Consider the following 15,056-nt stretch of genomic DNA (forward strand, 5'->3'; position numbering starts at 1 on the left):
CGGTTCAATTGAAAAAGCATATTCTCGTTATTGCACAATATTTTTACCCAGAACAATTCAGAATAAATGATATTTGTACTGAGTGGGTTAATCGTGGTTACAAAGTAACAGTTATAACCGGTATCCCAAATTATCCTCAGGGTGAATATTACAAAGGTTACGGATTATTTAAAAAAAGAAAAGAAACATATAATGGTATAGAAATTATTAGAATTCCGCTTGTAGCAAGGGGGAACAATTCAATAATGTTATCTCTAAACTATTTATCTTTTGTAATATCTGGATTCTTCTGGAAAACATTCACAAAAATAAAAGCTGATTATGTATACATATATGAAGTGTCCCCTATGACCCAAGCTTTACCTGGTGTCTGGTATGCAAAAAAAAGAAAGATACCTTGCTATCTATATGTAACAGATCTTTGGCCAGAAAATGTAGAAATTGTTACAGGAATTAAGAATAAGGCAGTTTTAAATACAATTGGTGCTATGGTTGATTATATTTACAAACATTCTGATAAAATATTTACATCTTCTAAAAACTTTATAAAGTCTATTAATAATCGTGGAGTTCCAATAGAAAAGTTAGAATTTTGGCCTCAATATGCAGAAGACTTTTATACTCCAGTTGATAAAGAAACGGTAAGAGTTCCTGAAATTCCTAAAGATAATAAATTTAATATTATTTTTGCTGGTAATATTGGAACAGCACAGGGACTAGGTATACTTCCAGAGGTTGCTCGCTTATTAAAAAAACAGGAAATTAATGTTCGGTTTAATATAGTCGGAGATGGACGTTTTAAAGATAAATTAATGGGCTTAGTAAATACATATGAGGTTACTGAAATGTTCAACTTCATACAAAAACAACCTGCGACTAGAATCCCGGATTTTATGTCCGTATGCGACGCAACATTGATAAGTTTATCAAAAAATAAGGTTTTTTCCATGACGATTCCAGCAAAAACACAATCATGTTTAGCATGTGGGTTACCAATAATCGTATCAGCGGATGGAGAAATACAAGATGTTATTAATGAATCTGGAGCAGGAGTATGTAGTGATGCGGGAGATGTTCAAACATTAGCTTCAAATATTCAACATTTAGTTTTTAAAACACCTGCAGAAATAAAACAAATGTCAGATAATGCAATTCAGTACTCTAAGTTAAATTTTAATAAAAACAAATTATTAGATAGTATGGATCGTTGGTTTGAGATGAGTAAATGATTTAAAAGAAGGGAGTTTAATAATGTTTAAAGATAAAACGTTGCTAATAACTGGAGGAACAGGTTCCTTTGGAAATGCAGTTTTAGATAGATTTCTTGAAACTGATATAAAAGAAATACGTATATTTTCTCGTGATGAAAAAAAACAAGATGATATGAGGAAAAAATATAAAAATAAAAAAATATCATTTTATTTAGGTGATGTACGTGAAAAAGAGAGTGTGAAAAATGCACTTTATAATGTAGATTATGTTTTTCATGCAGCGGCGTATAAACAAGTCCCAAGCTGTGAATTCTTTCCTATGGAAGCTGTTAAGACTAATGTGATAGGTACAGAAAATGTGCTTACTGCATCAACTGAAAGTGGAGTGAAAAAGGTAATCTGTCTTTCTACTGATAAAGCAGCGTATCCCATTAATGCTATGGGGATTTCCAAAGCTATGATGGAAAAAGTATTCGTGGCGAAATCAAGAACTGTACCAGTAGAAAACACATTAATTTGTGGTACACGTTATGGCAACGTAATGGCTTCTCGCGGATCAGTTATTCCATTGTTTATAGAGCAAATCAAAAATGGCGAACCATTAACTATTACAGATCCTGATATGACTAGATTTTTAATGAGTTTAGAAGATGCGGTAGAATTAGTTGTTTTTGCATTTAACAATGCTAATGCAGGAGATATTATGGTTCAAAAATCACCTGCTTCTACGATTAGAGACTTAGCTGTAGCTATCAAAGAATTATTCAATGCTGAAAATGAAGTTAAAATTATCGGTACTCGTCATGGTGAGAAACTATATGAGACTCTTTTAACTAGAGAAGAACATTTAGTTGCAGAAGATAAAGGTGATTTCTACAGAGTACCTGCAGACACAAGAGACTTAAATTATGAGAAGTATTTTGATAAGGGAGATAAAGAATTATCTACCCAAGACGAATATAATTCGCATAACACTAAACGTTTAAGCATTGATGAAATTAAAGAGAAACTCATAGAATTAGAATATGTTCGTGAGGAGTTAAAACAATGGAAAAATCACTCAATGTTGTTATAACTGGCGCTAATGGTTTTATTGGAAAGAATCTTGTTGCTGAATTAAATAAGAACGAAAATCTTATTATTAAGAAAGTAGTAAGAGATACTTCGAAAGACACATTAAAAGATTATCTAAGTAAAGCAGATATCGTTTTCCATCTTGCTGGTGTAAACAGACCTAAGAACGATAGTGAGTTTATAGAAGGTAACAGAAACTTTACGAATGAAATTATTGAGATTATTAAAGAGCAAGATTATAAACCAGCAATAGTTCTTTCTTCATCTATACAAGCAGTAAGTGATAATGCATATGGTCTCAGTAAAAAAGCTGGGGAACAAGTATTGTTAAACTTCTCAGAAGAGTTTAAATCTAAAGTCTTTATTTATAGATTACCTAATGTTTTCGGTAAATGGTGTAAACCGAATTATAACAGCGTAGTGGCTACTTTCTGTCACAACATTTCACATAATATTGACATACATATTAATGATGAAAACCATATGCTGAATTTAGTATATATTGATGATGTTATTAAAGAATTTAAATCACTTCTTGATGACTTTGAAGATTTAAAATCAGGATTTAAAGAAGTTGGTCCAGTTTATGAGATTACTTTAGGAAAACTGGCTAGTAAATTGGAGTCATTTAAGTTAAGTAGAGAGAATCGTATGGTTCCAGATTTGAGTAAAGGTCTATTCAAGAAATTATACAGTACATATTTAAGCTATTTGGATATAGATGAGTTTGCTTATAATTTAAAAATGAACGTTGATAACCGTGGATCATTTACAGAATTTTTAAAGACAGAAGAAAATGGACAAGTTTCGATTAATATTTCTAAACCTGGAATTGTTAAAGGGAATCATTGGCATCATACAAAAAACGAAAAATTTTTAGTAGTTTCAGGTGAGGGTGTCATCAGGTTTAGAAAGTATGGTACAGATGAAGTAATTAAGTATCATGTGAGCGGAGATAAACTTGAAGTGGTTGATATACCAACTGGATATACTCATAACATAGAAAATTTAGGACATTCAGATATGGTTACGGTAATGTGGGCAAATGAGTTATTTGATCCAAACAATCCGGATACTTATTTTGAGGAGGTTTAATTTATGAAAAAATTAAAGGTTATGACGGTAGTAGGTACACGGCCGGAAATCATTAGATTGTCAGCAGTGATTAATAAACTAGAATCTTCTGAAGCAATTGAGCATGTACTTGTACATACAGGTCAGAATTATGACTATGAGTTAAATGAAGTATTCTTTAATGACTTTAATTTAAGGAAACCTGATTATTTCTTAAATTCTGCAACAGGAACTGCTGTTGAGACTATAGGTAATATACTAATTGCAATTGACCCTATACTTGACAAAGTAAATCCCGATGCATTTCTAGTATTAGGAGATACTAATAGTTGTTTATGTGCTATTGCAGCTAAAAGAAAGAAAGTTCCTATCTTCCATATGGAGGCTGGAAATAGATGTTTCGACCAGAGAGTACCGGAAGAAACAAATAGAAAAATAGTAGACCATATTTCTGATATGAATCTTACATACAGTTCTATAGCAAGAGAATACTTGTTACGTGAAGGTCTGCCAGCTGATCGTATAATTAAAACTGGAAGTCCTATGAAAGAAGTAATCAATTCAAGGTTAGAAGATATTGAGATATCAAAAGTTGTTGAAGATCTCGGTTTAGAAAAAGATAATTATTTTGTAGTTTCAGCTCATAGAGAAGAGAACATCAGCTCAGACCGTAATTTCAATAATTTAGTTGAAAGTTTAAATGCTATTGCAGAACAATATGATATGCCGGTTATAGTAAGCACTCACCCTAGAACTCAAAAAAGAATTGATGAGTTGAATATAGCATTTAACAAACATATTAAGACGGTTAAGCCATTAGGATTCAATGATTACATTAAGTTACAGAAAAGTGCTAAAGCAGTTTTAAGCGATAGTGGGACAATTAGTGAAGAGACAGCAATTCTAGGACTAAAAGCATTAAATATAAGAGAAGCCCATGAGCGCCCTGAAGCTATGGAAGAAGCTGCGGTGATGATGGTAGGTCTTGAGAAAAAAAGAATTTTACAAGGATTGAATATTTTAAATCAACGTATCACTGAAAAACATGAAGTGAAGGATTACAATATTACAAATGTTTCTGATAAAGTGTTGAGGATTATTGTTTCGTATACAGATTATATTAATAGAAAAGTATGGTTAAAATAAATGAAAATTGTTGTTTTTGATGTTCCGGCTTCGACAGGTGGCGCTTTGTCTATATTAACAGATTTTTATAAAGAGACAATTTCGTATAAAAATGAAAAAATTGAATGGCATTTTATTCTTAGTACACCAGTGTTTAGAGAAGAACAGAACGTTAAAATCCATAATTATCCATGGATTAAAAAATCTTGGCTTCATCGATTATATTTTGATTATTTTTATTCAAAGAAGATTATTAAACGTTTAAATCCTGATAAAATTTTTTCTTTACAAAATACATTAATACCTAGTAATAAATATCAAATTTTATATGTTCATCAAGCAATACCCTTCAGTAAATATAAAATAAAAATTAGAGAAAATTTTAAACTTTGGGTATATCAGAATATTATAAGTAAACTTATATTTAAATCTATTAAAAAAGCAGATCAAATTATAGTGCAAACTCAATGGTTTAAATCTGCATGTATAAAAAAGACAAATATTAATTCTAATAAAGTTACTGTAGTAAACCCGCGAGTTCCTAATATAGAGGTAAGCGAATTTTATTTAGAACAGAATCCATATCGTTTTTTTTATCCTGCTTCGTTTGAATTATATAAAAATCATCAAGTAATATTCGAAGCAATTAAGATATTAAAAGATAGAAAGGTAAATAATTTTGAAATAATCCTTACTATTGATGAAGATTCCATTAAAAAAAATAAAAAGCTATTAAAAACATATCAAAAATTAGACTTGCCAATAAAATACATGGGACAGCTTTCTCACAGCGAAGTATTAAATTTTTATAAATCATCAATACTAGTTTTCCCCTCATATATTGAAACTTTTGGTTTACCATTAATAGAGGCCAAAAAAAGTAATTCTATTATACTTGTGGCTGACGAACCATATTCTCGAGAAGTTCTAGAGAACTACAATAATGTTTATTTTTTTAAATGGTATGATGCAGATGAATTATCTTCATATATGCATGACATTATAAAAGGTGAAATAAAGACTAATGGAAAAAAATGTGCTACAAAAAATGTTGAAAACTCTTTAGTCGAGAAAGTAATAAAATTATAAAGGATTGACTGGTATGAAAATCGTACACATTAACTTATGTGGTCCTGTTACAGATAACTGGACATATCAAGATAATTTATTAACTAAATATCAAGTTAAAAATGGGCATGAAGTTACAATGATCACATCACAGTATGTATGGGGAACAAATGGTAAAATAACTATCGACAATAAACAACTTTACATTAATGAAGATGATGTTAAAGTTATTAGATTAAAAAACAAATTTAAAACTAATATTAATTCTAAGTTCAAACTATACAAAAATTTATTCCGAAATATCAATAAGGAAAATCCAGATATAATTTTTGTGCATGGAGTACAATTTTTAGATTTACTCACTATTATTAAATTTATGAAACACAACTCTAAAGTAAAATTATATATAGATAATCACGCTGATTTGAATAATAGTGCTCAAAACTTTTTTTCAAAATGGATTCTACACAGAGTGATTTGGAGGTTTTTAGCGCAAAAAATATTACCGTATACACAAAAATTTTATGGTGTACTGCCAGCACGAGTAAAATTTTTGGAAGATTTCTACTCTATACCTTCAAATTTAACTGAATTATTGGTATTAGGGGCAGATGACGAATATATAAAAAACTACATTAATGATGAGAGAGTAGTGAAAAGACGTCGGGAATTTGATATAGATAAAAAAGATTTTCTAATTGTAACAGGAGGGAAAATTGATAATGGAAAAAAGCAGATTATTAATTTAATGAAAGCGATTAATAATATAAATAACGCAAATTTAAAATTATTGATATTCGGATCAATTGATCCTACTTTAAAACAAGAATTTGACAAAAATTTAACAGAAAAAATTCGATATATAGGTTGGATAAATGCTAAAGAAACATATGAAATATTTAACACAGCTGATTTAGTTTGTTTCCCTGGAGGTCATTCTGTTTTTTGGGAACAAGTTGTAGCAATAGGTAAGCCCTTGCTAGTTAAAGACTTAGATGGTATATCGCATTTGGACTTTGGTGGAAACATAAAATATTTAAGGAATGATTCTTCAAATGAAATGACCACAAAGATTAATCAAATATTAGCAAATGAAAATGACTATATCAGAATGCAAGCAGTTGCTCAGAGTAGTTATAAAGAGAATTTCTACTACTCTGTAATAGCGAGGAAAAGTATTGATAATTGATGTTGGAATAAACAAGAAGATATAGTTGAGGTAATAAAATGAATTTTAAAAAAAATAAAATTTTCTCTAGCTTTTTAATTATTTTTACAGGCACTGCATTTGCTCAACTTCTTAATATCTTATTTTCTCCTATAATTACTAGAATATATACACCAGAGGAATTTGGGATAGTAGCGATCTTTACAGTCTTTATCGGGCTTTTTAGTATAGCTACATTAAAATATGAAATGGCGATTCCAATTGCGAAGTCAGATAACCAAGCTTTAATTCTATTTATTAGTTCTGTACTTATTTCAATTTTTTTCAACTTATTATTATTGTTGAATATATTTTTATTTAGAACTCAGATTAATAATATTTTTGGATTTGAGAATTTCGAATACATTGTTCTGTTAATACCATTGGGTGCTTTACTAATATCTTTATTCAATATTTCAAGAGAATGGGCTATAAGAAAAAATTTATACAAAGAAATTTCGAAAGCAAGCGTCATACAAAGTGCTAGTGGAAACATAGCTAAGGTAATTTTTGGATTACTCGGATTTAGTGTGATGGGCTTAGCAGTTGCGAGAATAGTTACTGGTAGTTTAGGTTTTTTATCGTTAGCAAAAGGAGAATTTTCTAGATTAAAAAATATTTTACGAGATACAAAACTTAAAGATATATTTAATGTACTTTACCGATTCAAGGATTTTGCATTTTATATGGCTCCTAATAGTTTAATAGTAGTCTTTGCCACACAATTTCCACTTTTAACTATCAGTGTTTTATTCGAACCGGAGACAGTAGGTTATTACTCACTTGCTCATACAATTATTATGCTCCCAATAGCTATTATAGGTGATTCAATTGCAGATGTTTTTTATAGTGAATCAGCAAAATCAATTAAAAATAAACCTTTAAGTATTATTGCTTTATGTAAGCGAGTGGTATTAAAAATGGCATTAATTTCATTTATACCAGCAATTATTTTAATATTATTAGGCCCACGCCTCTTTGTGTTTATATTTGGTAATGATTGGTATTACGCAGGAGTATTTAGTCAGTTACTTAGTATAGTATTAATAGCTAAGATGACTTTCCATCCTGTGAATAAAATATTTGAATTAATTGAGAAACAAAAATACAAGTTTTATATAAATCTAATTCAAATTCTATTGTTATGTGTACTATTTGTTATTAGTTACAGTTTAAATATAGAACCCGTACATTACATTTTTATTTATAGTTGTATTATCTTTTTTATGAATGGAATACTTTTTACATGGTCTTATGTATTACTGAAAAGATATGTGAAAATTTGATTTTCTTCTTACTTTTAATAATCATCTGCACTATAAAAACACAAATACTTATGGTTAGAAAGAAATTATTCATTACTTATCTACATTATGGGTGAAATTTCATTTTTAAATGAAAAAAATTAATAAATTAAAATAAGGAGAGATTATATGTATAAGTTGAGCGAAAAATTATTAAATAAAGATGCCACGCTTTCAGTGATAGGGCTTGGATACGTAGGGTTACCAATCGCTTTTGAATTCTCCAAAATAATGAATGTTGTAGGATTTGATATAAATTCCGATAAGATTAAGATTTTGAGAAAAGGAATAGATCCGACAAAAGAAATTGGAAATGAAGCTGTTAAAAGTTCTGAGATAAATTTCACATCTGATGAGAAATTACTTAAAAATGTAGATTTCCATATTGTATCAGTTCCGACCCCTATTAAAGTTGATAAAACTCCTGACTTATTACCGATTCAGAAGGCTACTAAAACTATTGGAGAAAACTTAAAAAAAGGGGCATATGTAGTATTTGAATCTACAGTTTACCCAGGTGTTACAGAAGATATATGTATTCCTATACTAGAAGAAGAATCTGGTTTAGTGTGCGGTGTTGATTTTAAAGTAGGTTATTCTCCGGAACGAATTAATCCAGGCGATAAAGTTAATACTTTAAAAAATATAATTAAAATTGTATCAGGTGTGGATAAAGAATCTTTGGAAACAATATCTGAAGTTTATGAGTTAGTTATAACAGCTGGGACCCATAAAGTAAATTCTATTAAAGTAGCTGAAGCGGCAAAGGTTGTCGAAAATAGCCAAAGAGATATTAATATAGCATTCATGAATGAACTAGCTGTAGTTTTTGATAAAATGAATATTGATACAAGCCAAGTTTTAGAAGCCATGAATACAAAATGGAATGCATTGCCTTTTTATCCAGGGTTAGTAGGTGGACATTGCATTGGGGTTGATCCATATTACTTCATATATGAAGCTGAAAAATTAGGATACCATAGCCAGATTATATTATCAGGAAGAAAAATAAATGATTCTATGGGTGAATATATCGGAAATACTATTGTGAAAAAATTAATAGAAAGTAATAAATTAGTTAAAAATGCTAAAGTAGTTTTGTTAGGTGTTACTTTTAAAGAAAATTGTCCTGATACAAGAAATTCGAAAGTATTTGATATTGTAAAGAAACTGGAAGAGTTCGGTATAGAGGTAACATATGTAGATGAACAGGCTGATAAGAAAGAAACTAAAGAACTATATGGTATTGATTTAGAATCTATCGATTCTATAAAAGATGCAGATTGTTTAGTTTTTGCTGTAGCTCATAATGAGTTTAAAGACCTATCATTAAATAAAATAAATAGAATGTTTAAACAAAATATAAACGACAATGAAAAAATAGTTATTGATGTTAAGAATATTTTTTCTAGTCAGCAGTTATCTAATTATGGATTTAATTTTTGGAAGCTTTAATTAGCAATATAGGAGTGAATCGATGTTGCTAAAATTAAAAAAAAGTTCAATCGAAACAGTACTGCTAACAGTTATCTTTTTATTAAGTTTATTAAATACTTTTACGCTATTATTGTTTTATGTGTTGATATTATTTCTCTTTATGCAAAAAAGTACTGGTGCTTTAAAAATAATAATATTAATCTTTATAAGAACAATAATAAACCCAGAATTAGCAGTGTCGACTAACACACTTGAATTTGTAAAGATGGGGATATTGTCATTATCTGGGTTATATTTAATAAGTAAGTATAATGAGATTCATTTGAGATATAAATATAAATTAAATCCAATACTTTTAACAATTCTCTTATTTTTTATATATAATATTTTTGTTTCTCTTTTTTTCGGAAGTTTACCCATAGTATCAATAGCAAAACTTGTTTTTTATGTTTTGGTATTCTGTGGTGTTATGATTGGAGTAGCACGTAGTAGCTATACATTCAATGTATTTTATTGGTTGAAAAATTGCCTAACAATTATACTATATCTTTCATTGATTACAATCCCTTTACCTTTAGCATATGAAACTAATGGACGTGCATTTCAAGGTATTTTAGATCATCCTAATATGTTCGGCATATTTTTTGTTATGTATCTAGCGCTTATAGTATCTGGGCCACTTAAAAAAATGGACTACCTTAATATAATTATGACACTCGTTATGATAAGCATTTCCGATTCAAGGACTGCTCTAATTTCTGCACTAGTAGTTTTGAGCTTAAAAATTTTATGTTCATTATTGTTAAAGCCAACATATATAAACCTAGCTTTAATTTCATATAGTTTGATTATATTCGTACTCTTCTATGAAAAAATTGTAGATCTTTTTATAGACTTTCTTGCTAAAGGTGGATCGATTGATAACATTTTATTTTCAAGAGAATCTCAAATTGGGAACTTAATATCTAACATACAATTAAATCCTATATGGGGTAATGGATTTAGCACCCCTGTTCTACCTTATAGAAGTTTTTTATTTTCTACGGATGCTATTGTGGAACCTGGGAACTTAATTCTTGCAGTTATATCGTACAGTGGATTAATAGGTTTTATTATTTTTTTAACATATATGTGGTTGATTTTATTTTCAAACAAAGAAAGTCTACTGAAGAGGTTATATCTTTTTATTACTCCTATAATTGTAAGTATGGGAGAAATGGTTTTCTTCAGTAGTAATAGTATCGGTCCATTTTGTTATATATTATTTGCAATTTATATTATATATGACGAAAAGAATTATGAAAATTCGAAAGCATCTCTGTAGTTCATTATTTTTAAAATTCCTTAATTGCATTATGATATTAATAATAGATAATTGTTCAGCTAGTTTTAAAAATTTTGGAGTTAAAATTTCGATTTATATAACTTTATAGGCGTACTGGATACGGCGGAATAATAAAACGCAACAAAGAAGGATAAGCACATAATAAACAAAAAGACGGAAATTTATTTATCATTTGAAGAAGTCTGCATACGACTTCGTATTTCAGACACTCGATGTCTATAACTTAAGAGTCAGTAATTCTACGGTGATGTGTCTATTTTGACTGAAATCCAGGTGTACGGATACGATTTTATAAACAGCTTTCAAAAAATGATATACTTGAGAAAGAGTGTAATACGGTAGATTTTCACGTATATCAGAAATTCAACTCATAATATAAAGAATATAAGGGAAGAAACGACATTCCGACAATTGGGAAGAGAAACGCTTAACATATTTTAAGATACTTACTTGTTAAATAATATTAAACCGTTTCTTAAGACCTTTTAGACAAGTGAGTTATTAAAAAGGTTGGTTAAATTTAAAACAATGATATAGTTTTTGAATATGCTGAAGATTCCATCCATTATATTATAAGTGAAAATATTTTAAAAAATATAGAGACGCGTTAGGCTAATCATATTTATTGATTTAGATAATATATCTACTCTATCATACAAGTTCAAGATAGGTTACTCTTTAATTAATATGCTATCCCATAGTATATCAGTGAATTTCTTTAAATTATTATTTCTACAATGAATAAATCTTATTTCATATTAAAGAAACACTTAAACCTATATAAATTGAAATTAAATTATAATTGTTTGCATTTTTATTATGCATTAATGAAAAACACATATATGTTATTTCATAGATGTGTTTTATGTCTTGAAACTTTATTATTTCGTCTTAAATTTTAGTCATATTATGATAATAAAAATTAATACTGTATAAGGAATATCTAAGTAATAAAATTTTTAATCATTCTATAATGAGTGAGATAATCAATGCAATGTTAATGTTCTTAATAAATTTTAAACAATACTGTGTTTGTATATTTAAATTAAATCTAGTTGTGAAACACAAGTAAATGTTTTTTATCTTTTCATTATAATATGTTTAACTCCAACAACTCCTTATCGGATAAGTTTATCCAATCTCCATACAGGGTAAAACTAATTTAACATATCTAATTAGGAGTGTTTAAATGAATTCAAATATGCCAAAAGATTCTGGTTTTGACAAGACTTTAAGTATTCTTAAAGAAGGTTATGAGTTCGTCATGAATCGTGACAAGGAGCTTGACACAAACATTTTCGAAACGCGTGTCCTCGGTGAATAGACAATCTGTCTCACAGGCAGTGAGCAGGCTGAACTGTTTTACGACAATACCCGCTTCAGACGCAGTGACGCTGCACCCGCCAGAGTACAAAAGACGCTCTTCGGCGAAGGGGGCGTCCAGGGTCTCGACGGTGATGCGCACAAAAATCGTAAAGCGATGTTCATGTCTTTAATGGACAACAAGGCCATGGATGAGATTGAGGATTTGACAGAGAAATACTGGCACGAATTTTTTGCAGAAATCAATTGGAACGATACTGTGGAGTTATACGAAGCAGCGAAGGTAGTACTTCTGCAGGTTGCCTGCGACTGGGTCGGTGTTTCGCTGAAAGGTGAAGATCTTGAAACTCGCGCGGGTCAGATTGTTGATTTATACGAGTCGCCTGCAGCGCTCGGAATCCAGCACTGGAAAGGGCGTAAATCACGGTCTGAGGCTGAGGACTGGATTCAGGGGCTTATTGAAGGTGTGCGTAATGGTGAGATTGAAGCGGATAAAGACAGAGCGCTCTATCAGTTCGCTATGCACAAAGATTTGGACGGCGAGCTTTTAGATTCTCAAATTGCGACAGTGGAGCTCTTAAATCTTATCCGTCCGATTAATGCCATTAGTGTCTGGGTCGCCATGATGGGTCTTGCTCTTCATGAGCATCCGGAGGCAGCAGAAAAACTGCAGGATGCTAATCAGGAGCAGCTCGAATGGTTCATTCAGGAAGTCAGACGCTATTATCCCTTCTTCCCGGTCGCAGTCGCACGTGTGGCGATTGATTTCGAATGGCAGGGCTATGAGTTTAAGGAAGGAACTTTAACGCTGTTGGACTTATACGGTACCAACCGTCATCCTGATGACTGGTCAGAGCCTGTAGTATTTTCTCCAGAGCGTTTTGAAGGCTGGCAGCAGACACCGTTTAACTTTATTCCGCAGGGCGGCGGATCTTATGACTTCGGTCACCGCTGTGCAGGGGAGTTTATCACCATAGTCGTCATGCGGACAACGCTCGACTTTCTGGTCAATCACTTGGAATTCGAAGTGCCGGACCAGGATTTCAGCTTTGAATACAACGATATTCCAGCTGTGCCGAATGACAAAGTGAAAATAAAACCGACGCGTTTAAAATAACTGAAATAATCAAATGAAATTGAATGGAGAAGGATGGGGGAAAATATTAACCCCCATCCTTTTATAGAATCATTTCATTTAATAATTGACCGTACATACCAATATTATTCTCAGATAAGAGATGACCGTAATTTTTAAGAATGATTCTTTCAGTTTTCCATCCCTGATCTCTGTAAAATCTTTCACCTTGTTTGCTTGCTGCCAATGCATTAAACGGGTTCTCATCATTAGAATCCCCGGTATCATTCTCTCCAATAAACCAAGTTATCGGGAAACTTCCATCAATTACATCTTCTTTTCTAAGTGATTCATTCAATTCTCATCAGACTTTACTTTCTATTTAAGTTATATGTGCTATTATAATGCTTATTAATGAATCAAGACAACTGGGAGATAACCATGAAAATAAGAATAACAGTCATCATCATATGTATTGTTTTAATGCTGATGGTGACATCAGTCATAGACAGCTTTAATCATAATGAGACAGACATACCAAAAAAAGCGGATGTTATTATTATGCTCGGCGGCGGAGATAAGGGCCGTATGGAAAAAGCAGCCGAACTGTATCATGAAGGCTACGCGGACTATGTCATCATTACACCGGAGAGTGAGGATATCTATCCGCAGAGTACAGAATTTGCTGTGGAGCTGGGTATACCCGAGGGTGCCATTATAGAAGAGTATGAAGCAACGAGTACTTATACTAACGCAGTTGAGTCATTTAAGCTGATGGACGAACACGGCTTTGACAGTGCTCTTGTTGTCACCAGCGACTATCACCTGAAGCGGTCCAAACTGATTTACGACAGAGTCGGTGATGGGCAGTACGACTTGAAATATATCGCAGCCCTTGGTGCAGGCGGTGAAAAGTGGAACGAAAGATCTTATGCAGACAGAATCTGGTTCAGTGAATTTTACAAGCTGTGGGGATACCGGCTCGGCTTATACAACTTTATAGATGTGCCGGAGGAAGAAACGGATCTGTAAATTATCAGTCAAGCAAAATTACAAAGATTCATATATGAAGAAGAGAAGCCAGCCCGAGCCGGGTTGGCTTATTTTTAAAGTCATTTTACTGCTTGTTTTCAATATTATAATTAATGACTTCTTTTGCAATCATAGCGAGCAGACTTATCATAATCCCCACACCAACGAGTAAATACATCATTGTGAATATTTTTCCTGTGCTGGTAGAAGGACTGACTCCAGCTTCTACACCTGTCGGGATAAGACTGACTACTCCGAAGTAAACTGCATCAAGCACATGCCATCCCTCTACCTGAGTATAAAATAATGTGCCGGACAGCAGTATTAAAAATAATGTAAGCAGCAGGGACTGAAAAACTGGCCTTGCCATGGCTTTCCCGAGGGCTTTAAGTAAACGGGCAGCAGTTAAGAAAAATGAAATCATAGTTTTACTTCCTTTTTAAGAAAATGTAATGAATTGTTAAATAATATTATATCATCAGCATATGCTGAAACAAAAGATTCGGAAAAAGAAAATTTTTAAATTTATAGGGATAAACGGTGAACTTGGTATAATAGATTGGACATTAATTTAATAGTAAATGGGGAATTTATTATGCCAAGAAGAACCTATGATAAACAATTTAATATTCAAGCCGTTAAGTTAGTTATGGACGGCGAGTTTTCAGTTAAAGAAGTATCAGAACAATTAGAAGTCATCATAACATTTTAGCAGTTACACCTGGATTCGGTGTTTTATATGCAATTTCCCATTTTTAATCATATTATATGATATTTTGCA

At 31.2% G+C, this 15,056-nt stretch carries 14 protein-coding genes and 1 pseudogene; 13 read left to right on the top strand and 2 right to left on the bottom strand.

Annotated features, from left to right (window positions below; genetic code table 11):
* Window positions 1-8 precede the first annotated feature (8 nt).
* The 11 genes from IEU81_RS01515 to IEU81_RS01560 all read left to right on the top strand — a co-directional run bounded on the left by IEU81_RS01515 (window position 9) and on the right by IEU81_RS01560 (window position 13,285).
* The gene (locus tag IEU81_RS01515) at window positions 9-1,229 is read left to right on the top strand and encodes a glycosyltransferase family 4 protein (protein WP_186089971.1); all 1,221 of its coding nucleotides are present in this window, start codon (window positions 9-11) and stop codon (window positions 1,227-1,229) included.
* 22 nt (window positions 1,230-1,251) lie between these two features.
* A complete protein-coding gene (locus tag IEU81_RS01520) occupies window positions 1,252-2,286 on the top strand; it encodes a polysaccharide biosynthesis protein (RefSeq protein WP_186089972.1) in 1,035 nt (344 codons plus the stop codon).
* A complete protein-coding gene (locus IEU81_RS01525; RefSeq protein WP_186089974.1) occupies window positions 2,259-3,380 on the top strand; it encodes a polysaccharide biosynthesis C-terminal domain-containing protein in 1,122 nt (373 codons plus the stop codon). Before IEU81_RS01520 ends, IEU81_RS01525 begins: the two co-directional genes overlap by 28 nt.
* 3 nt (window positions 3,381-3,383) lie before the next feature.
* A complete protein-coding gene (wecB, locus tag IEU81_RS01530; RefSeq protein WP_186089975.1) occupies window positions 3,384-4,505 on the top strand; it encodes a non-hydrolyzing UDP-N-acetylglucosamine 2-epimerase in 1,122 nt (373 codons plus the stop codon).
* Complete coding sequence (locus tag IEU81_RS01535; protein WP_186089977.1) at window positions 4,506-5,573, top strand: glycosyltransferase; 1,068 nt, start codon at window positions 4,506-4,508, stop codon at window positions 5,571-5,573.
* 13 nt (window positions 5,574-5,586) lie between these two features.
* Window positions 5,587-6,741 (top strand): glycosyltransferase, encoded by a 1,155-nt coding sequence (locus IEU81_RS01540; protein ID WP_186089978.1) that lies wholly within the window; start codon window positions 5,587-5,589, stop codon window positions 6,739-6,741.
* Between the two features lie 38 nt (window positions 6,742-6,779).
* Complete coding sequence (locus IEU81_RS01545; RefSeq protein ID WP_186089980.1) at window positions 6,780-8,045, top strand: oligosaccharide flippase family protein; 1,266 nt, start codon at window positions 6,780-6,782, stop codon at window positions 8,043-8,045.
* A 147-nt stretch (window positions 8,046-8,192) separates the two neighbouring features.
* A complete protein-coding gene (locus IEU81_RS01550; RefSeq protein ID WP_186089982.1) occupies window positions 8,193-9,518 on the top strand; it encodes a nucleotide sugar dehydrogenase in 1,326 nt (441 codons plus the stop codon).
* A 22-nt stretch (window positions 9,519-9,540) separates the two neighbouring features.
* Window positions 9,541-10,824: an O-antigen ligase family protein gene (locus IEU81_RS01555; RefSeq protein WP_186089984.1), complete on the top strand. Its 1,284-nt coding sequence runs from the start codon at window positions 9,541-9,543 to the stop codon at window positions 10,822-10,824.
* Window positions 10,825-12,034: 1,210 nt separating this feature from the next.
* Window positions 12,035-12,169 (top strand): hypothetical protein, encoded by a 135-nt coding sequence (locus tag IEU81_RS11040; protein ID WP_268884127.1) that lies wholly within the window; start codon window positions 12,035-12,037, stop codon window positions 12,167-12,169.
* A gap of 162 nt (window positions 12,170-12,331) precedes the next feature.
* Window positions 12,332-13,285 carry a cytochrome P450 gene (locus tag IEU81_RS01560; protein WP_231957124.1) on the top strand — a complete coding sequence of 318 codons (954 nt, stop codon included), beginning with the start codon at window positions 12,332-12,334 and terminating at the stop codon, window positions 13,283-13,285.
* Between the two features lie 61 nt (window positions 13,286-13,346).
* On the opposite strand, the gene IEU81_RS01565 is transcribed toward IEU81_RS01560, so the two are convergent.
* Window positions 13,347-13,601 (bottom strand): hypothetical protein, encoded by a 255-nt coding sequence (locus tag IEU81_RS01565; protein ID WP_186089985.1) that lies wholly within the window; start codon window positions 13,599-13,601, stop codon window positions 13,347-13,349.
* 83 nt (window positions 13,602-13,684) lie between these two features.
* Between IEU81_RS01565 and IEU81_RS01570 the strand changes: the two genes are divergently transcribed.
* A complete protein-coding gene (locus tag IEU81_RS01570; protein ID WP_186089987.1) occupies window positions 13,685-14,275 on the top strand; it encodes a YdcF family protein in 591 nt (196 codons plus the stop codon).
* A gap of 85 nt (window positions 14,276-14,360) precedes the next feature.
* Here the strand turns inward: IEU81_RS01570 and IEU81_RS01575 are convergent, their stop codons facing one another.
* Window positions 14,361-14,699 (bottom strand): ion channel, encoded by a 339-nt coding sequence (locus IEU81_RS01575; protein ID WP_092594833.1) that lies wholly within the window; start codon window positions 14,697-14,699, stop codon window positions 14,361-14,363.
* Window positions 14,700-14,870: 171 nt separating this feature from the next.
* Here IEU81_RS01575 and IEU81_RS01580 point away from each other — a divergent pair.
* Window positions 14,871-14,972, top strand: a pseudogene (locus IEU81_RS01580) (transposase); the annotation flags it as partial.
* Between the last annotated feature and the right edge of the window lie 84 nt (window positions 14,973-15,056).

This window comes from Jeotgalicoccus aerolatus (assembly GCF_014635205.1).
Taxonomy (GTDB): Bacteria; Bacillota; Bacilli; order Staphylococcales; family Salinicoccaceae; genus Jeotgalicoccus; species Jeotgalicoccus aerolatus.

Coding starts and splice junctions, on each gene's coding strand:
- IEU81_RS01520 (WP_186089972.1), top strand. CDS start 1,252: ATGTTTAAAGATAAAACGTTGCTAATAACTGGAGGAACAGGTTCCTTT.
- IEU81_RS01525 (WP_186089974.1), top strand. CDS start 2,259: ATGGAAAAATCACTCAATGTTGTTATAACTGGCGCTAATGGTTTTATT.
- wecB (WP_186089975.1), top strand. CDS start 3,384: ATGAAAAAATTAAAGGTTATGACGGTAGTAGGTACACGGCCGGAAATC.
- IEU81_RS01535 (WP_186089977.1), top strand. CDS start 4,506: ATGAAAATTGTTGTTTTTGATGTTCCGGCTTCGACAGGTGGCGCTTTG.
- IEU81_RS01540 (WP_186089978.1), top strand. CDS start 5,587: ATGAAAATCGTACACATTAACTTATGTGGTCCTGTTACAGATAACTGG.
- IEU81_RS01545 (WP_186089980.1), top strand. CDS start 6,780: ATGAATTTTAAAAAAAATAAAATTTTCTCTAGCTTTTTAATTATTTTT.
- IEU81_RS01550 (WP_186089982.1), top strand. CDS start 8,193: ATGTATAAGTTGAGCGAAAAATTATTAAATAAAGATGCCACGCTTTCA.
- IEU81_RS01555 (WP_186089984.1), top strand. CDS start 9,541: ATGTTGCTAAAATTAAAAAAAAGTTCAATCGAAACAGTACTGCTAACA.
- IEU81_RS11040 (WP_268884127.1), top strand. CDS start 12,035: ATGAATTCAAATATGCCAAAAGATTCTGGTTTTGACAAGACTTTAAGT.
- IEU81_RS01560 (WP_231957124.1), top strand. CDS start 12,332: ATGTCTTTAATGGACAACAAGGCCATGGATGAGATTGAGGATTTGACA.
- IEU81_RS01570 (WP_186089987.1), top strand. CDS start 13,685: ATGAAAATAAGAATAACAGTCATCATCATATGTATTGTTTTAATGCTG.
- IEU81_RS01575 (WP_092594833.1), bottom strand. CDS start 14,699: ATGATTTCATTTTTCTTAACTGCTGCCCGTTTACTTAAAGCCCTCGGG.